The organism is Curtobacterium flaccumfaciens (assembly GCF_013359815.1).
GTDB classification, from domain to species: domain Bacteria; phylum Actinomycetota; class Actinomycetes; order Actinomycetales; family Microbacteriaceae; genus Curtobacterium; species Curtobacterium flaccumfaciens.
Genome location: NZ_JABMCF010000041.1, coordinates 210,090 through 228,172 on the forward strand (window position 1 = coordinate 210,090; position 18,083 = coordinate 228,172).

General features: G+C 71.4%; 18 protein-coding genes. 9 read left to right on the forward strand and 9 right to left on the reverse strand.

Annotated features, from left to right (window positions below; genetic code table 11):
* Window positions 1-160: 160 nt before the first annotated feature.
* Window positions 161-907, reverse strand: a complete 747-nt coding sequence (locus tag HP445_RS17930; RefSeq protein ID WP_128781150.1) for a DUF6264 family protein — start codon at window positions 905-907, stop codon at window positions 161-163.
* Window positions 904-1,968: a 4-hydroxy-3-methylbut-2-enyl diphosphate reductase gene (locus HP445_RS17935; RefSeq protein ID WP_081827167.1), complete on the reverse strand. Its 1,065-nt coding sequence runs from the start codon at window positions 1,966-1,968 to the stop codon at window positions 904-906. Before HP445_RS17935 ends, HP445_RS17930 begins: the two co-directional genes overlap by 4 nt.
* 127 nt (window positions 1,969-2,095) lie before the next feature.
* Between HP445_RS17935 and xseA the strand changes: the two genes are divergently transcribed.
* From xseA to HP445_RS17960, 5 genes are all read left to right on the forward strand, one after another.
* Window positions 2,096-3,331, forward strand: coding sequence for an exodeoxyribonuclease VII large subunit (gene xseA / locus HP445_RS17940; RefSeq protein WP_071405753.1), 1,236 nt, complete (start codon window positions 2,096-2,098; stop codon window positions 3,329-3,331).
* A 71-nt stretch (window positions 3,332-3,402) separates the two neighbouring features.
* Window positions 3,403-3,648 carry an exodeoxyribonuclease VII small subunit gene (locus HP445_RS17945; RefSeq protein ID WP_017886728.1) on the forward strand — a complete coding sequence of 82 codons (246 nt, stop codon included), beginning with the start codon at window positions 3,403-3,405 and terminating at the stop codon, window positions 3,646-3,648.
* Window positions 3,645-4,280 (forward strand): DUF4245 domain-containing protein, encoded by a 636-nt coding sequence (locus HP445_RS17950; protein WP_128781149.1) that lies wholly within the window; start codon window positions 3,645-3,647, stop codon window positions 4,278-4,280. The genes HP445_RS17945 and HP445_RS17950 overlap by 4 nt, the downstream gene beginning before the upstream one ends.
* A 59-nt stretch (window positions 4,281-4,339) precedes the next feature.
* Window positions 4,340-4,954 (forward strand): carbonic anhydrase, encoded by a 615-nt coding sequence (locus tag HP445_RS17955; RefSeq protein WP_027464510.1) that lies wholly within the window; start codon window positions 4,340-4,342, stop codon window positions 4,952-4,954.
* Window positions 4,955-5,053: 99 nt separating this feature from the next.
* Window positions 5,054-6,457, forward strand: a complete 1,404-nt coding sequence (locus tag HP445_RS17960) for a class II fumarate hydratase (RefSeq protein WP_111034001.1) — start codon at window positions 5,054-5,056, stop codon at window positions 6,455-6,457.
* A gap of 93 nt (window positions 6,458-6,550) precedes the next feature.
* Here HP445_RS17960 and phoH2 read toward each other — a convergent pair whose 3' ends face one another.
* The 3 genes from phoH2 to HP445_RS17975 all read right to left on the reverse strand — a co-directional run bounded on the left by phoH2 (window position 6,551) and on the right by HP445_RS17975 (window position 10,414).
* Window positions 6,551-7,912, reverse strand: coding sequence for an RNA 5'-3' helicase PhoH2 (phoH2, locus tag HP445_RS17965; protein ID WP_175330838.1), 1,362 nt, complete (start codon window positions 7,910-7,912; stop codon window positions 6,551-6,553).
* 521 nt (window positions 7,913-8,433) lie between these two features.
* On the reverse strand, window positions 8,434-9,543 hold the full coding sequence (locus tag HP445_RS17970) for an aminotransferase class V-fold PLP-dependent enzyme (RefSeq protein WP_110860697.1): 1,110 nt from the start codon (window positions 9,541-9,543) through the stop codon (window positions 8,434-8,436).
* 85 nt (window positions 9,544-9,628) lie between these two features.
* Complete coding sequence (locus HP445_RS17975) at window positions 9,629-10,414, reverse strand: isoprenyl transferase (RefSeq protein WP_110864496.1); 786 nt, start codon at window positions 10,412-10,414, stop codon at window positions 9,629-9,631.
* A 96-nt stretch (window positions 10,415-10,510) separates the two neighbouring features.
* Here HP445_RS17975 and trhA point away from each other — a divergent pair, with 96 nt between their 5' ends.
* Window positions 10,511-11,224, forward strand: coding sequence for a PAQR family membrane homeostasis protein TrhA (gene trhA / locus HP445_RS17980; RefSeq protein WP_071406128.1), 714 nt, complete (start codon window positions 10,511-10,513; stop codon window positions 11,222-11,224).
* A 202-nt stretch (window positions 11,225-11,426) separates the two neighbouring features.
* Here the strand turns inward: trhA and HP445_RS17985 are convergent, their stop codons facing one another.
* Together HP445_RS17985 and mca are read right to left on the reverse strand one after the other, a co-directional pair.
* Complete coding sequence (locus HP445_RS17985) at window positions 11,427-11,732, reverse strand: hypothetical protein (protein WP_017886736.1); 306 nt, start codon at window positions 11,730-11,732, stop codon at window positions 11,427-11,429.
* A complete protein-coding gene (mca, locus tag HP445_RS17990) occupies window positions 11,729-12,619 on the reverse strand; it encodes a mycothiol conjugate amidase Mca (protein ID WP_027464504.1) in 891 nt (296 codons plus the stop codon). The genes HP445_RS17985 and mca overlap by 4 nt, the downstream gene beginning before the upstream one ends.
* A 19-nt stretch (window positions 12,620-12,638) precedes the next feature.
* Here mca and HP445_RS17995 point away from each other — a divergent pair, with 19 nt between their 5' ends.
* Together HP445_RS17995 and greA are read left to right on the forward strand one after the other, a co-directional pair.
* Complete coding sequence (locus tag HP445_RS17995) at window positions 12,639-13,130, forward strand: DUF4307 domain-containing protein (protein ID WP_017886738.1); 492 nt, start codon at window positions 12,639-12,641, stop codon at window positions 13,128-13,130.
* A 71-nt stretch (window positions 13,131-13,201) separates the two neighbouring features.
* Window positions 13,202-13,690, forward strand: coding sequence for a transcription elongation factor GreA (greA, locus tag HP445_RS18000; protein WP_017886739.1), 489 nt, complete (start codon window positions 13,202-13,204; stop codon window positions 13,688-13,690).
* Window positions 13,691-14,135: 445 nt separating this feature from the next.
* Here greA and ilvA read toward each other — a convergent pair whose 3' ends face one another.
* Together ilvA and HP445_RS18010 are read right to left on the reverse strand one after the other, a co-directional pair.
* Window positions 14,136-15,395, reverse strand: a complete 1,260-nt coding sequence (gene ilvA, locus HP445_RS18005; RefSeq protein ID WP_128781148.1) for a threonine ammonia-lyase — start codon at window positions 15,393-15,395, stop codon at window positions 14,136-14,138.
* A gap of 48 nt (window positions 15,396-15,443) precedes the next feature.
* Window positions 15,444-16,703 carry an AI-2E family transporter gene (locus HP445_RS18010; RefSeq protein WP_051596497.1) on the reverse strand — a complete coding sequence of 420 codons (1,260 nt, stop codon included), beginning with the start codon at window positions 16,701-16,703 and terminating at the stop codon, window positions 15,444-15,446.
* 92 nt (window positions 16,704-16,795) lie between these two features.
* Here HP445_RS18010 and HP445_RS18015 point away from each other — a divergent pair, with 92 nt between their 5' ends.
* Complete coding sequence (locus HP445_RS18015) at window positions 16,796-18,079, forward strand: winged helix-turn-helix domain-containing protein (protein WP_128781147.1); 1,284 nt, start codon at window positions 16,796-16,798, stop codon at window positions 18,077-18,079.
* Window positions 18,080-18,083: the final 4 nt, after the last annotated feature.

Below are 18,083 nucleotides of genomic sequence, written 5' to 3' on the forward strand. Positions count from 1 at the left end.
CACGCGCAGGGCCGAGGGGTCACGAACTGTCGCTCGCGCCAGTGCCAGACGACACTTCGTGACCGCTCGACGGCGGGGCCGCGGCGTGTTGCGACCCCTCGGCGCGCGGAGGCCGGCGCCGCGAGCAGCCCGACGGTCAGGCGGTCAGGCGGTCAGGCGGTCAGGCGCCGGACTGTCGCAGCATGAAGTCGACGAAGGCCTGGTCCTGCATGACCACGACGACGAACGCGATCGTGCTGATCGCCGTGGCGACGACCGCGCCGACCAGCGGCACCCAGAACGTCCGCTTCCGTGCGCGGAGCCGACGGATGGACCACCAGGCGACCAGGGCGAAGACGACCACGTTGGTGATCGCGGCGATGGCGGCCGCCGTGCTCAGGGCGCTCGGGTCGTTCAGCGCCGTGTACTGGGTCTCGAGGGTGCGCCGCACGGTGGAGGCGACCTCGCCCACGGACAGGGACTGCACCACGGAGACCAGCCCGAAGGCGAGCAGCCCGACGGTGAGCACGAAGTCGGCCGGTGTGCGACCGAACCGGCTGCGGGCCATCGACCGCTGCGCTCCAGCAGGGACTGCACCGGAGCGAGCGTCCGCACCGGCACGTTCGCCGCGGACGCCGTCGCTCGGAGCAGCGTCGCGCGTGCCGTTGGCGGGGGCCTGGTCCTGCCGCTCCCGTGCCTGACGCTCCCGCTCCTGGCGTTCCTGCTCGACGAGGACCGGGTTCACCCAGCCCTCCGGGGCGTACTCGCCGTACCCTGGGGCCGGACGGCCCTGGGGCCGGCCGTTCGCAGGGCCGGCGGCCGGCGTCGCGGACGCACCCCGGGCCTCCTGACCGGTACCAGCGCCGGCGTCGCCGTGGTTCGCCGGGTCGCGACGCGGGACCGAGGACCAGCCGTCCGAGCCGCTCATGCCCGACGCCCGCCGAGCGCGCGCGTCGGGTTGCCCGACGCGTCGGTGCGGAGCTCCTTGGGGAGCGAGAACATCAGGTCCTCGTGTGCGGTGACGACCTCTTCGACGGCGGCGTAGCCGGCGTCGGCGAGCTGCTCGAGCACCTCGGCCACGAGTTCTTCCGGCACGGACGCGCCGCTCGTCACGCCGACCGTCTCGACACCGTCCAGCCACTCCTGCTGGATCTCCTCCGCGTAGTCGACGCGGTGGGCGGCCCGCGCACCGTGCTCGAGCGCGACCTCGACCAGGCGGACGCTGTTCGACGAGTTCGCGGAGCCGACCACGATCACCAGGTCAGCACCGGGCGCGACCTTCTTGATCGCGACCTGGCGGTTCTGGGTGGCGTAGCAGATGTCGTCCGACGGGGGGTCCTGGATGGCCGGGAACTTCTCGCGCAGCAGCCGCACGGTCTCCATCGTCTCGTCGACGCTGAGCGTGGTCTGCGACAGCCAGACGAGGTTGTCCGGGTCGGGGACCGACAGCGCGGCGACGTCGTCGGGGCCGTTCACGAGGATCGTGCGGTCCGGGGCGTGCCCCATCGTGCCCTCGACCTCTTCGTGGCCGGCGTGGCCGATCAGGATGATGGTGCGCTCGGCCTTGGCGAACCGGGTGGCTTCGCGGTGGACCTTGGTGACGAGGGGGCAGGTGGCGTCGATGGCGTGCAGGTCGCGCTCGGCGGCACCCGCGACGACGGCCGGCGACACACCGTGCGCGCTGAAGACGACGTGCGAGCCCCGGGGGACCTCGGCCACGTCGTCGACGAAGACGGCACCGCGCTGCTCGAGCGTCGAGACCACGTGCACGTTGTGGACGATCTGCTTGCGGACGTAGACGGGCTCGCCGTACTGCTCCAACGCCTTCTCGACCGCGACGACCGCACGGTCCACCCCAGCGCAGTAACCACGGGGGGCCGCGAGCAGCACCTTCTTGGGGCCGGCGACCGGTTCGTCACGCAGTCGGCCCCGTGCCGCGTGCACACGCGGCGGGGCGAGCGGGACCGTGTGGCCGTTGGTGATCGTCACGTCCCCGATGATAGGTGAGCGGCACGCACGCGACCTGGGCGCGCGGGGGTGCCTGTGGAGAACACGACGTCCGTCCCCTGTCACCGGTCTCGGGCACGATGGACGTCCCAGCAGGACGAGGAGCGACATGGCGATCGAACAGGGCCCACCGACGGCCGACAACCCGTGGCCGGTGGCGCTCCTCGGCGCGAAGCTCCGCGACTGGATCGACCGACTCGGCACCGCGTGGGTCGAGGGCGAGATCACGCAGTGGAACGTCGCCGGCGGCAACGTGTACGGCAAGCTCAAGGACGTCGAGGTCGACGCCACCGTGTCGTTCTCCATCTGGTCGAGCGTGCGCTCCCGGGTGCCGGCGGACATCAAGCAGGGCGACCGGGTCGTCGCGGCACTCAAGCCGAACTACTGGGTCAAGGGCGGCTCGCTGACGATGCAGGTCGTCGAGATGAAGCACGTCGGGCTCGGTGACCTGCTCGAACGCCTCGAGCGCCTCCGCCGCACCCTCGCCGAGGAAGGGCTGTTCGACCCGTCCCGCAAGCGGCGCCTGCCGTTCCTGCCGCACCGCATCGGCCTCATCACCGGCAAGGACTCCGACGCCGAGAAGGACGTCAAGCGGAACGCGCAGCTGCGGTGGCCCCAGGTGGAGTTCCGCACCGTGCACACCGCCGTGCAGGGCGAACGGACCGTGGGCGAGGTCACGGCGGCGATCCTCGAGCTCGACGCCGACCCCGAGGTCGACGTCATCATCATCGCGCGCGGCGGCGGCGACTTCCAGAACCTGCTCGGCTTCAGCGACGAAGGGCTCGTCCGCGCGGCGGCCGCGGCGTCGACCCCGATCGTCTCGGCGATCGGCCACGAGGCCGACCGACCGATCCTCGACGAGGTCGCCGACCTGCGCGCCTCGACCCCGACGGACGCCGCCAAGCGGGTCGTGCCCGACGTCGCCGAGGAGCTGGCCAACGTGCGGGCAGCCCGCGCCCGGCTCGGGCTCCGGCTCTCGCACACGCTGTCGGTCGAGGCCGACCGGCTCGCCGCGCTGCGGTCGCGCCCGGCCCTGGCGTCGACCGCGTGGCTCGTCGACACCCGTGCGGAAGAGGTCGCCCGCGACCTGTCCCGCGCCCGCGAACTGCTCGACCGCCGGCTGGAGCGCGGGCACTCCGAGGTCGGGCACCTGACCGCCCGGCTCCGGGCACTCTCGCCGCGGGACACCCTGCGCCGCGGGTACGCCATCGTGCAGCGAGCCGACGGGGGTGTCGTCCGCGGCACCGACGACCTGTCCGGAGCGACGCCGGTGCACGTCACGCTCGGTGCCGGCACGGCCACGGGCACGCTGGAGCCGGACGGCCCCGGCCCGGACGGCTCCTGACCACCACGGGTGTTCTCCACAGCCTGGGTCCGGGCGACGGATCGTCGGTGGACGCTCGGTAGGATCGACCCGTGCCATCCCAGCAGGAACCCGAGCAGACCGACGTCCAGTCGCTGAGCTACGAAGCGGCCCGCGACGAACTCGTGCGTGTCGTGAGCGAGCTCGAACAGGGCTCCGCGACCCTCGAGCGTTCGCTGGCGCTCTGGGAGCGGGGCGAAGCCCTCGCCGCCCGGTGCGAAGAGTGGCTCGTCGGCGCCCGCGCTCGGCTCGACGCGGCCCGTGCCGCCAGCGACGCCCAGGACGGCTCCGGCCGATGACCGACGCCGACGGCCGCCCGATCGTCGCCGAGCTCGGTCGCCCCGAGACGGCAGAGGAGACCTGGGCCCGCAAGGACGCCGCCCGGACCGCCCGCCGGCAGCACCAGACCGCGTTCAACCTGGTCATCGCGCTCATCGCCTCGCTCGGCATCGTGCTGTTCCTGGTGGCGGTCGTCGTCCGGCCCGACACCACGGTGGACCGCACCGTCGACTACCAGCAGATCGCGGCGAAGGCGAACGTCGACGACGTCGCCCTGGTGGCGCCGCCGCTGCCCGACGGCTACAGCGCCAACCGCGCGGACTTCGCCAGCAAGACCACCGACGGCGTGGACGTCTGGACCGTCGGTTTCGTGACACCGGACAAGCAGTACCTCGGTCTGCAGCAGGGCATCGACGCCAACGCCTCGTGGGTGTCGAACCAGCTCGACCAGCGCCCGTCCACCGGTGACCGCACCATCGGCGACACGGAGTGGACCGTCTACGACCGTCGCGCCGAGGGCACCGATGCCGGCAACCACGCGTACTCGCTCGTCTCGACGTTCGGCAAGAACACGATCGTGCTCTCCGGCACCGCCGACGACAAGGCGTTCCGGACCGTCGCGACCGCCGTCTCCCGAGAACTGACCGAGTAGACGACGACGGGCACCGCCCCGCGAGTCACCACCCCGTCCCACCCGAACCGAGGAGCCCCATGCCCGACCGCGCCGCCTCCACCCCGTCCGACGCCCTGCGCCTGCTGGTCGACGGCAACGCCCGCTTCGCCGCCGACAAGCGCCGGATGGGCCGCGTGGACCCGGACCGCCGCACCGAGCTCGAAGGATCGCAGTCGCCGTTCGCGACCGTCCTCGGCTGCTCGGACTCGCGGGTGCCGTTCGAGCACGTCTTCGACGCCGGCATCGGTGACCTGTTCGCCATCCGCAACGCCGGCCAGATCGTCGACGACGTCGTGCTCGGCTCGATCGAGTTCGCGGTCGTCGCCCTGGGCACGCCCCTGGTCGTCGTGCTCCGGCACACCCGGTGCGGTGCCGTCGCGGCAGCGCGCTCCGGTGAGCCCGTCCCCGCCCCGCACCTGCAGGCCCTCGTCGACGCGATCGCCCCGAGCGTCGAGAAGGTCCGACTCACCGACGCCGAGCTCCCGCAGGAAGCCGTCGGCGCCGCACACCTCGAAGCCACCCTCCGCCAGGTGATCGAGCGCTCCGGCGCGGTCTCCGACGCCGTGGCCGAGGGTAGATTGGCCGTCGTCGGGGCGACGTACGACCTCGCCACCGGAGAAGTCACCATCGACACCGTCGTCGGCCAGGTCTGATCGACCCGACCCCGACGACGACCGCCCCGGCGACCCCGGGGCGCAGGCACGGGCCGGCGCGACCGCGACCGGCGAGCACCCAGGAAGGACCACGACGACGTGACCGACACCACCCCGACCGAGTTCCGCATCGAGCACGACACCATGGGCGAGGTGCGGGTGCCGAAGTCGGCGCTCTACCGTGCCCAGACCCAGCGCGCCGTCGAGAACTTCCCCATCTCGGGCACCGGGCTCGAGTCGGCGCAGATCGTGGCGCTCGCACGGATCAAGCGTGCGGCGGCCATCGTGAACGGTGAACTCGGCATCGTCGAGCCCGCCGTCGCCGACGCCATCGCCGGCGCGGCCGACCTGATCATCGGCGGCCAGCACCACGACCAGTTCCCGGTCGACGTCTACCAGACCGGCAGCGGCACGTCGTCGAACATGAACATGAACGAGGTGCTCGCGACACTGGCGTCCGACATCGCGGGTTCGGCGGTGCACCCGAACGACCACGTCAACGCCTCGCAGTCGTCGAACGACGTCTTCCCCACCTCCGTGCACGTCGCCGTGACCGAGGCGCTCCTCCGCACCCTCGTGCCTGCCCTCGAGCACCTCGCCGAGTCCCTCGAGGCGAAGGCCACGCTCTGGGCCGACGCGGTGAAGTCCGGCCGGACGCACCTGATGGACGCCACGCCCGTCACCCTCGGGCAGGAGTTCGGTGGCTACGCCCGCCAGATCCGCCTGGGCGTCGAGCGGGTGCAGGCGACGCTCCCCCGCGTCGCCGAGGTCCCGCTCGGCGGCACCGCGGTCGGCACCGGCATCAACACCCCCAAGGGCTTCCCGCAGCGGGTCATCGCCCAGCTCGCGAGCGACACCGACCTGCCGATCACCGAGGCCGTCGACCACTTCGAGGCGCAGGGTGCGCGTGACGCCCTGGTCGAGGCCTCCGGTGCGCTCAAAGTGCTCGCCGTCAGCCTGACGAAGATCAACAACGACCTGCGCTGGATGGGCTCCGGTCCGAACACCGGCCTGGGCGAGCTGCACATCCCCGACCTGCAGCCCGGCTCCTCGATCATGCCGGGCAAGGTGAACCCGGTGATCCCCGAGGCCACCCTGATGGTCGGCGCCCGGGTCATCGGCAACGACGCCACCATCGCCTGGGCCGGCGCCTCGGGTGCGTTCGAGCTCAACGTCGCCATCCCGGTGATGGGCACGGCGCTGCTCGAGTCGATCCGCCTGCTGGCGAACAGCTCGCGGGTGCTCGCGGACAAGACCATCGACGGCCTGCAGGCGAACCTCGAGCGTGCCCGCGCCTTCGCGGAGTCCTCGCCGTCGATCGTCACCCCGCTCAACCGGGTCATCGGCTACGAGGCTGCCGCCAAGGTCGCGAAGTACGCCGTCGCCGAGGGCATGACCGTGCGCGAAGCCGTCGTGGCCCTCGGCCACGTCGAGCGCGGCGAGGTCACCGAGGCGCAGCTCGACGAGGCGCTCGACGTCCTGAGCATGACCCACCCGAAGTAGCGCGACGCTCCTGACGCACCCCCAGGACGGACGGGAGGCCCGGTGCCAGCTGGCACCGGGCCTCCCGTCCGTCAGGTGGCGGCTCGACGCGCGCTACACCAGATCCGGCGAGTCCAGCAGGTCGGTGACCAGGGCCGCGATCGCGGAGCGCTCGGACCGCGTCAGCGTGACGTGCGCGAAGAGCGGGTGCCCCTTGAGCCGCTCGATGACCGACGCGATCCCGTCGTGCCGACCGACCCGCAGGTTGTCGCGCTGCGCGACGTCGTGGGTGAGCACGACCCGCGAGTTCTGACCGATGCGCGAGAGCATGGTGAGCAGCACGTTCCGTTCGAGCGACTGCGCCTCGTCGACGATCACGAAGGCGTCGTGCAGGGAGCGGCCGCGGATGTGGGTCAGGGGCAGCACCTCGATCAGGCCACGCTCGACGACCTCGTCGAGGACGTTGTCCGACACCACTGAACCGAGGGTGTCGTAGACGGCCTGCGCCCACGGGTTCATCTTCTCGCCGGCGTCGCCGGGCAGGAAGCCGAGGTCCTGCCCGCCCACGGCGTACAGCGGCCGGAACACCATGATCTTCTTGTGCTGCTGCCGTTCGAGCACGGCTTCGAGTCCGGCGCACAGGGCGAGCGCCGACTTGCCCGTTCCGGCGCTGCCGCCGAGCGAGACGATGCCGATCTCGGAGTCGAGCAGCGCGTCGATGGCGAGCCGCTGCTCGGCCGAGCGCCCGCGGAGGCCGAAGACCTCGCGGTCGCCGCGTACCAGTGCGACGGCGCCGGCGACGTGCACGCGGCCGAGGGCCGATCCGCGTTCGGAGTGGATGACGACGCCGGTGTTCACCGGGACGCCGTCGAGCTTCGAGGACCGGATCTCCTCCTTCTCGTACAGGTCGGACATCTGCTCGCCGGAGACCTGCAGGTCGGCGATGCCGGTGTAGCCCGAGTCGACCGCGAGTTCGGCGCGGTACTCCTCCGCCGCCATGCCGATCGACGACGCCTTGACCCGGAGCGGCAGGTCCTTCGACACGACCACGACGTCGAGTCCGTCGTTCTTGAGGTTCGACGCGACGGCGAGGATGCGGGAGTCGTTGTCGCCGAGCTGCAGACCCGACGGCAGGACGGACTGGTTGGAGTGGTTCAGTTCGACGCGGAACGAGCCGCCGTCGCCGATCGCGATCGGGAAGTCGAGCCGCTCGTGCTCGATGCGCAGTTCGTCGAGCAGCCGGAGGGCCTGCCGGGCGAAGTACCCGATCTCCGGGTCGTTCCGCTTCGCCTCGAGTTCGCTGACGACCACCACGGGCAGGACCACGGCGTGCTCGGCGAAGCGGAACAAGGCCCGCGGATCGCTGAGGAGCACCGATGTGTCGAGCACGTACGTGCGCTGGGCGACCGATGTGGACGAGTCCGCGGTGTGCTGCTGCTGTGCTCCGCGAGAGACGTTCTGAGAGGTCACGACCACTCCATCCCCGGGCCGCGACGGGCCCGGTCCTGTCCTCGAACGCGGCCACGGAGCGGGTCCCGAAGCACCGACTGTGGCCGCTTCGATCGGGCGCGGTGCCCGATGGGGACAACGTACGTCCGGCCCCCGACACCCCGACAGCGACACGCGGTTTCCGGAGTTACGGTCGCGTGAACAACGCGAGCGTGGCTCGCGACGCCGCTCGCGGCGGTGGCGTCGAATGGTCACGAACCGACAGTTGCGGCGGCGCCGGCCGACAGATGGTGACCACTCGGCGGACGTGAGCGGGGTGTCCTGACCGCTCGCGGGACGCGGACGGGAGGCCCGTGGCGGCCTGGCACCGCGCCTCCAGGCCGTCCGACTGGTCGCGACTCGTCGCGCGCGCAGCGCCGAGTGGTCACGGACCGTCGGCTGCGACGGCGCCAGCCGACAGATGGTGACCACTCGGCGGACGTGAACGGGGTGCCGTGACCGCTCGCGGGCCGCGGACGGGAGGCAGCAAGCGCAGCAGCCAGCCGTTGCTACTGCATCGTGGCGTACGAGACGCAGGCGTCGCGGAACATGTCCAGGGTCTCGTCGGTGGTCGACGGGAACACGGACACCCGCGCGACGCCGAGCCGCGTGGTCGCGGTGACGCCGTGGTTGTGCATCGCGGCGGACAGGGCCGTCACGCGACCCTGCGTCGGCCGGAGCACCACGATGCCGGCGCGCTCGGCCGGGTCGCGGCTGGACTCGACCTCGAGCCCGAACTCGTCGGCGATCGCGAACACGCGCTCGACGCGGTCGGTGACCCGCTCCTGCACGGCGGCGACGCCGACCGCGGTGAGGCGCTCGAGCGACACCGCGAGCCGGGCCTGCGCGACCGGGTCGATGCGGGACATCTGGAAGCCGGCGGCCCCCGGACGCACCGCGGGGACCTCGGTGGGCCATCCGGACGTGCCGTGCGGGCCGGACAGCGCCGGACGGATCCGGTTCAGGGCGCGGTCGCTGAACGCCACGAACCCGGTGCCCCACCCGGCGTGCAACCACTTCTGCCCGCCGGTGGCGACGACGTCGGCGACCTCGTACGGGGCGTCGACGACGCCGAAGCCCTGGATCGCGTCGACGATGAGCAGGCGGTCGCCGATGACCTCCCGGATGGCGGCGAGGTCGGTCAGGTAGCCGGTGCGCCAGTCGACCAGGGACACCGCGACGGCGGTCACCTCGTCGGTCAGGCGCTCACGGATCAGCTCGGGGGTCACCCAACCGGCACCCGACTCGATGACGACGGGCTGCACCCGTCCGCCGGTGGCCGAGGCGGCGCTGGCCAGTGCGAGCGGCAGCGACGGGTACTCGTCGGCGGACACGAGCACGCCACCGGTCAGACCGAAGGCGGTGTGCAGCAGGCCAGGGGTCGTCGCGGCCTGCGAGACGACCTGGTCCTCGCGGCGGCCGACCAGGCGGGCGGCGACGGTGCGGACGCGGGCGTCCTGCTCGTCGAGGGTCTCCATGGCGCCGAAGCGCATGTGTGCCTGGATGGTGCCGAGCACACGCTGCTCCTCGAGCACGGCGGTCTGCACGGGGCCGAACGCAGCGTGGTCGAGGTAACCGGGGTCTTCGGAGAAGCCGGCGGCGTACTCGTCGATGTTCACAGGTGGTGCACCTTTCACAGGGTTGAACCCTGAGAGCCTACTGGGACGCGGCTCCGCCGACGAACCCGGTGCGGGAGGTGGCTGGTCAGCCGCCGAAGCGACGCGACCGGAGGCCGAAGTCGCGGACCGCCCGGAGGAAGTCGACCTCGCGCAGGTCCGGGTAGAAGGCCTCGACGAAGTAGAACTCGCTGTGCGCGCTCTGCCACAGCATGAAGTCGGACAGCCGCTGCTCGCCCGAGGTCCGGATCACCAGGTCGGGGTCTGGCTGGCCCTGCGTGTACAGGTGGTCGCCGATGAGCTCCGGCGTCAGGACCTCGGCCAGGGTGTCGATGGTGCCGCCACCCGCGCCGTGCGCCTGCACGATGCTGCGCATGGCGTCCGCGATCTCACGACGGCCGCCGTACCCGACGGCCAGGTTGACGTGGAGGCCGGTGCGTCCGGCGGTGCGCTGCTCGGCCTGTTCGAGCGCGGTCACCAGGTTGTCCGGCAGCCCCTCGTTCGACCCGACGTGCTGCACGCGCCAGTCACGGTTGTCGGCCAGGACCCCGGCGAGGTCGGCGATGATGCCGACGAGTTCCTCGAGCTCCTCGCCGCCGCGACCCGTCAGGTTGTCGGCGGACAGCAGGTACAGCGTCACGACCTCGATGCCGAGGTCGTCGCACCACGTCAGGAACTCCGGGATCTTCGCGGCGCCGGCGCGGTGGCCGTGTGCGGCGGACTCGAGCCCGAGCTGCTTCGCCCAGCGGCGGTTGCCGTCCACGATCATGGCGACGTGCTTGGGCTTCGCTGCACCCTCGAGCTGGCGGCGGATCCGGCGCTGGTAGGCGCGGTAGAGGATCCCTCGCCCTGTCCATCCCGCCGTCCCGGTCACGCACCGAGCGTAGTGCACCACCAACGCCGGATCCCTGAGGCTCCCGCTCTGCGGACACGTGGCTGTCGTTCGGGGTCAGGCCCTATGGTCGGGACCATGCAGGACGAGCACGAGACCGGAACACTCCCCCACGTCCCGTTCACGGAAGAGGCGTCGGCGACCGCGACCGCCGCCGAACCCCGTCCGGCCTGGCGCGGCTGGATCCACCTCGGCGCGTTCCCGTTCGCGATCGCGATGGGGATCGTCCTGATCACCCTCGCCGACAGCACCGCGGCGAAGGTCGGCAGCGCGGTGTTCATGGCGACGTCGTTGGCGATGTTCGGCGTCTCGGCGACCTACCACCGGTTCCCGTGGGGGCCGAAGGTGAAGGCCGTGCTGAAGCGCATCGACCACACCAACATCCTGCTGCTCATCGCCGGCACCTACACGCCCGTCGCGATCTGCGCCCTGCCGCACACGCTCATGGTCGTCGTGCTCTGGGTGATGTGGTCCGGCGCGGCGCTCGGCATCGCGTTCCGGGTGCTCTGGATCAACGCGCCCCGCTGGCTGTACGTCCCGATCTACCTGGTGCTCGGGTGCGCTGCCCTCGGGCTGCTGCCGCAGTTCTTCGCGGCGAGCGTCCCGATGACCGTGCTCATCCTGTCCGGCGGCGTCGCGTACATCATCGGCGCCCTGGTCTACGGCTTCAAGCGGCCGAACCCGGTGCCGACGCAGTTCGGGTTCCACGAGGTGTTCCACGCCCTGACCGTGGTGGCGTTCGGTGCGCAGTGGGTCGGCGTGCTCATCGTGGCGCTGGACCCGGTGCGCTGACCGTCGCACGTTCCTTCCCAGAACGGGTGCGATGCCTGGTGGTTCCGGGCGTACTCACCCGGAAGTTCCGACCAGGTACGCCCGGTTCGACCAGGTACGCCCGGTTCGACCAGGTACGCCCGGTTCCGGTAGACGCACGCACAAGGCGGACGGGAGGCCCGTGGCGATGCCGCCACGGGCCTCCCGTCCCTACCCGCTCGCGTCAGCCGCGCTCGGTGTCGTCGCCGACGTCGGCCCGGCCGTCCTCGGCCGCCCGCCGCTCCGGCTCGTCCGTCGCGGTGCCGTCGCCCGCGGTGCCGTTCGCCTCGGCCTCGAGCCGCTCACGCACCTCGGCACGGTATCGGGTCCGACGGATGCGTCGGGTCATGTCCACCACGAGCAGGATCGTCACGATCGCGACGAGTGCGATCGCGATGAACCCGACGACACCCGGGGTGACGTCGACGTCGGGGACGACCGAGGGGCTGGGGCTGGGGGTGGCGGCGAGTGCCGCCGCGATGGTGCTCACGAGGTCGGTTCCTTGTCGGCTGGGATCCCGGCGAACAGGTCGGTCTCCGGGAGCTCGGTCGGCACGCGTGCCTCCACGAGCTGGTAGTCCTCGGTCGGCCACACCGTCGCGAGGAGGTCGTTCGGCCAGTAGAAGAAGGCACTGTCCGGTGCGACCTGGCTGGCGTGCGCGCGGAGTGCGGCGTCACGCTGGTCGAAGTACTCGTGCACGTCGACGTGGGTGGTGGCGAGGTCGGGCCGGTCGGCGAACCGCTCGACCCACTCGCGCAGCTGCTCGATCGCGGGGCTGTCCGGGTCGCGCTCCTGCAGGGCTTCGAAGATCGTGCTGAAGCGGCGCGGGTTCATCGTGCGCTCGTAGTAGAGCTTCGCGATCGACCACGGGGCACCGGCGGACGGGTACGCCGACGGGTCGGCGGCGGCGGACCACGCGGCCATCGACACCTCGTGCGTGCGGATGTGGTCGGGGTGCGGGTAGCCACCGTTCTCGTCGTAGGTGACGAGCACGTGCGGGCGGAACCGGCGGATCACGCGGACGAGGGCCTCGGTGCTGTACTCGAGCGGCACCGTGGAGAACGTGCCCGGCCGGACCGTCTCGCCCTTCTCGGCGTCGGGCAGCCCCGAGTCGTGGTAGCCGAGCCACACGTGGTCGATGCCGAGCGCCTGCTGCGCCGCGGCCATCTCGGTGCGGCGGTACCCGGCCATGTCACGGTGGGCACGGCTCGTGGCCGGCTCGCCGAGCTGGTCGTTCAGGATGTCGCCGGCCTCGCCACCGGTGCAGGACACGACGAGCACCTGGTGCCCGTCGGCCACGTACTTCGCGGCGGTCGCGGCACCCTTGCTCGACTCGTCGTCGGGGTGGGCGTGGACGGCCAGCAGACGGTAGGGCACGTGGGGTTCCTCACTGCGGGTGAGCGGCGTCGGACGCGGGCAGCGCACAGCATCGCGTGAACTACCCTGGGATCAGGATATCCACCCCGGGAGCCCCGAACTGTCCGAACAGCACCAGACCGCCACCCTCGACGAGCGCTACGGCCGTACCCCGGCCCGCAAGCGCCGCAGCCGCCTCTTCGCCATCGTCGCGGCCATCGCGGTCGTCGTGGTCTTCGGTGCGTGGGTGATCTGGGCCGGGCTCGACCAGTCCGACCGCGGCCTCGACCAGGACGTCATCGGGTACGAGGTGCTGTCCGAGCACAGCACCGTCGTCCACTCGCAGGTGTCCGTCGACCCGGGCGTCGAGGCGAAGTGCGCCGTGCAGGTCCTCGACAAGAGCTACTCGATCGTGGGCTGGAAGGAGATCACCGTCCCGGCGTCCGAACAGCGCAGCCGGAGCATCTCCACACAGGTCACCACGACGACGCGGGGCGTGACCGGCTTGATCCACGACTGCTGGATTCCCTAGACTGTCCTGATTCGCCTCTCGAGACCGACCACTCGGCCGGTCTCGTTTTTTCATGGTCGAAGGGACAGAACATGAGCAACGACACGCAGGTCACCTGGCTGACCCAGGAGGCGCACGACCGTCTCAAGGCGGAGCTCGACGAGCTGAGCGGCGAGGGCCGTGCCGAGATCGCGCGCCGCATCGAGGCCGCTCGCGAAGAAGGCGACCTCAAGGAGAACGGCGGCTACCACGCCGCGAAGGACGAGCAGGGCAAGATCGAGGCCCGCATCCGCGTCCTCACCGAGCTCCTGAAGCACGCCACCGTCAGCGAAGCGGAGTTCGACGGCACCGTCGAGCCGGGCACCGTCGTCACGGCGGTCATCGCCGGCGACGAGTCCACCTTCCTGGTCGGCAGCCGCGAGATCGTCGCCGAGGGCTCGGACCTGACGGTCTACAGCCCCGTCAGCCCCGTCGGCGCAGCCATCGTCGGCCTCAAGGCCGGCGACAAGGCCACGTACACGGCGCCGAACGGCAAGGAGATCGCCGTCGAGGTCGTCAAGATCGAGCGCTACGAGCCGTAGACCCGGCCCACTGCAGACGGGAGGCCCGTGGCGACACCGCCACGGGCCTCCTGTCTGTCCACTGCTCGCGCCGCCGCGCGGCGGACGCAGAACGACATGGTCGACGTCGTACGACAACGACGGAGTCGCTTCCACGCGGCCGCAACAACTGCACGCGCGCACCAGCGACAGGAACGCCTACGGACGACAGCGACATCGTCGCGTCAGCCGTAGGCCCGGCCCGGCCCACTGCGGACAGGAGGCCCGTGGCGACACCGCCACGGGCCTCCTGTCTGTCTGCCGGTCGCGCCGCCGCGCCGCCGCGCGGCGGACGCAGGACGACACCGTCGACGTCGTACGACAACGACGAAGTCGCTTGCACGCGGCCGCAACAATTGCACGCGCGCACCAGCGACAGGAACGCTGTCGGACGACAGCGACATCGTCGCCTCAGAGCCGTCGCGGACTAGTGCTCCAGGAGTTCCGGGCGGAACCCGACCTCGTGCAGGCGCTGGATGACCTCCTGCGCGTGCTCGGGGCCGCGCGCCTCGATCGACAGGTCCAGCGCGACCTCGTTGATGACCAGGCCCTGCCCGTGGCGGGTGTGCAGCACCTCGACCACGTTCGCGCCGGCGTCGGAGATGACCTGGGCGACGCGGGCGAGCTGACCCGGGCGGTCCGGCAGCATGATGCGGATGCCGATGTAGCGCGAGGCGGCGACGAGCCCGCGGGTGATCACGCGCTCCATCATGAGCGGGTCGATGTTGCCGCCGCTCAGCAGCACCACGGTGCGGCCGGTGTCGCGGACGGCACCGGACATGATCGCGGCGACGCCGACGGCCCCCGCTGCCTCGACCACGAGCTTGGCGCGCTCAAGCAGGACGAGCAGGGCGCGGGCGGTGTCGTCGTCCGAGACGGTGACGATGTCGTCGACCAGGTCGCGGATGATCGGGAAGTTCAGGTCGCCGGGGCGCGCCACCGCGATGCCGTCGGAGATGGTCGGCTTCGTGGTGATGGTGACGGGTTCGCCGGCGGTGATCGACGACGGGTAGGCAGCGGCGTTCTCGGCCTGCACGCCGATGACCCGGATCGGCCGCCCGAGCCGCTCGGCCATGCCTTTCACCGCGAGTGCGATGCCGGAGATGACGCCGCCGCCACCGATCGGCACGACGACGGTGTCGACATCGGGCACCTGGTCGATGATCTCGAGGCCGAGCGTGCCCTGCCCGGCGATCACGGCCGGGTGGTCGAACGGCGGGATGAACACGGCGCCGGTGCGGGCGGCGAAGTCCTTCGCGGCGCTCAGCGCCTCTTCGACGGAGTGGCCGCGCAGCACGACGTCGGCGCCGTAGTGGCGCGTGGCCTGCAGCTTGGGCAGAGCGACCCCGACCGGCGTGAAGATCGTCGCGGGGATGCCGAGCTCGCGGGCGGCGAGGGCGACACCCTGCGCGTGGTTGCCGGCACTCGCGGCGACGACGCCCTTGGCGCGCTGCTCGGCAGACAGGGTCGAGAGCCGGTTGTAGGCACCGCGCACCTTGTAGGCACCGGTGCGCTGCAGGTTCTCGCACTTCAGGTGCACCGGGGACCCGAGCAGCTCCGCGAGGAACTGCGACGTCTCCATCGGGGTGACGCGTGCGACGCCCTTGATGGTCTCGCGCGCCGCCTCGATGTCCGCGAGGGTCGGGATCGCGGCGAGCGTGTGCGGGGAGGCGCTGGTGTCGGTCACTCCCCCATCATCGTCGTTCCGGGGCCCCGCGGCGAACTCGTGTGACGCTCAGTTGGTGCTGGCGGTGTCTTCTTCGGCCGACGGACCGGAGTCGACGCCCGGCGCCGGGACGTCGTCCCCGACCTTGTGCCGACGGCGTCGGAGCAACTGGATCTGCCCGTGCTGCCCGCGCTTCGGCGTCGCTTCGAGGACGTGGTCGGAGTCGAGCCGCCGCCAGCGTCCGCTCGCGATGGTGGTGACCATGGCGTTCAGCGTCGCGATCAGCGGCACGGCGAAGAAGGCTCCGGCGATGCCGGCGAGCCCGGAGGCCGCGGTGACTCCGAGGACGACCGCCAGCGGGTGGACCTTGACCGCGTTGCCCATGACGAGCGGCTGCAGGATGTGGCCCTCGATCTGCTGGACCAGCAGGACGACGCCGAGCACCAGGACCGCCGCGAGGGGGCCGTTGAAGATCAGCGCGACGAACACCGCCAGGAAGCCCGTGACGATGGCACCGACGACCGGGATGAACGCACCGAGGAACACGAACGCGGCGATCGGGATCACCAGCGGCATGCCGCCGAAGAAGAGCCCGACGATGAAGGAGCCCAGGCCGATGCCGACCGCGTCGACGAAGGCGACGAAGATCTGCACGCGGATGAAGCTCGTCAGGGTGATCCAGCCGGCGACACCGGCACCGTCCACCGCTGCGCGCGCCTTCTTCGGGAACAGCCGCACGGACCAGCGCCAGACGTTCTTGCCGTCGATCAGCAGGAAGATCGTGGTGAACAGGATGATGAAGAGCGCCTCGAACGCGTGCGTGGCACCCGAACCCGCGCTGGCGACCCCGGACAGGATCGACGCGGAGTTGTCCTGCAGCCACTTCGTGCCGTCGTCGAGCCAGCCGTTCACGTCGGACTGGCTGATGCCGAACCCGGAGCTCAGGACGAAGTCCTTGATGTTCGCGTACTGGTCCACCGTCCGGTCACGCAGGGACGGGTACGACGCGATGATCTGGTCGACGACGAGCCAGATCAGTCCACCGAGCGCCGCGATGCCGCCGAGCAGGCTCATCACGACGGCGAGCCACTTGGGCACGTGGTGCCGCTGCAGCCAGTTCGAGATGGGGACGAGGAGCGCCGAGACCACGATGCCGACCAGGAACGGGATGAGGATCTCGCTGAAGACGGTGACGAGCCAGATGAAGACGGCGATCACGCCCACGACGACGAGCGCCCGCCACGACCACGCGCCGGCGATGCGCACGCCGACCGGGACGGATTCCTCGACCACGGGGTCGGGGTGTGTCTGCTTGCTTCCCCATGCCATGGCCCGAGTGTATCGATGTGCTTCCCGTCAGGTGCCAGATACGGCATACGTTCGTGGACGCTCATGTCGGCGGGGTTCGGTAGCGTCGCGGCATGCCCAGGTCGACGCTCTCCGCCGCCGAGGCCCGCCGGGTCGCACTCGCCGCGCAGGGGTTCGGACGGCCACCCGCCGAGTCGGTCTCGACGCGCGCGCTGAACGCCGCGTTCGGCCGGCTCGGGCTGCTGCAGATCGACTCCGTCAACGTGTTCGAGCGCAGTCACTACCTGCCGCTCTTCGCCCGGCTCGGTGCGTACGACCGGTCGACGCTCGACCGGCTGACGCTCGGCCGATCCGGCCCGTACACCGAGTACTGGGCGCACGAGGCGGCGTTCATCCCCCGCGACGACCTGCGACTGTTCCGGTGGCGGATGGACGCCCTGCGGGAGCGTGACGCCGGCCCGACCCGGGTCGACGGCGTCACCCGGACCGCTGCCGTCCGGCGCGAACTGCACGCCCTGCTCCGGGCCGAGGGGCCGATGCGGGCGAGCGCGGTGGAGCACGAGTCGAACGTGCGACGCGGCCCCTGGTGGGGATGGAGCGACGTGAAGCTCGGGCTCGAGCAGATGTTCCGCTGGGGCGAGGCGGTGAGTGCCGGACGAGCCGGGTTCGAGCGGGTGTACGCCCTGCCGGAGCAGGTGCTGCCCGCGGGCTTCCTCGAGACCGCCCCGCCGCGTGCCGACGCCGTGCTCGAACTCGTGCGCCAGGCCACACGGGCGCTCGGCATCGGCACCCGAGCGGACATCGCGGACTACTACCGGCTGCGCTCCGACGACACGGCCACCGCGATCGCCGACCTCACCGACGCCGGCGAGCTCCTGCCGGTGCGGGTCGAGGGCTGGGGCGAGCGGGCCTGGCTGCACGCGGGGGCTCGGGTCCCCCGGCAGCTGACGGCGGACGCGGTGCTGAGCCCCTTCGACCCGATCGTCTGGTTCCGGCGGCGGGCCGAGCGCATGTACGGCTTCCACTACCGGATCGAGATCTACACGCCGGCGCCGAAGCGGGTCTTCGGCTACTACGTGCTGCCGGTGCTGCAGGACGACCGGCTCGTCGGGCGGATCGACCTGAAGAGCGACCGGCAACGCGGGGTGCTCCGCGTCCGGACCGCGTGGCAGGAGCCGGGCGAGCACCTGGACCCGGAGCGGCTCGCCGACACACTGCGACGGACCGCGAGCTGGCAGGGCCTCGGCGCGATCGAGGTGACCGACCGAGGAACCGCTGCTGCGGCCGTCGCCGGGGCGCTCGGAGTGCCCCTGGTGCCGCACGAGTCCGCTGACGACGCGGACACCCCCGAACCGATCGAGACGGCCGAGGACACGGTCGCCGACGGCATCGGCTGACCCG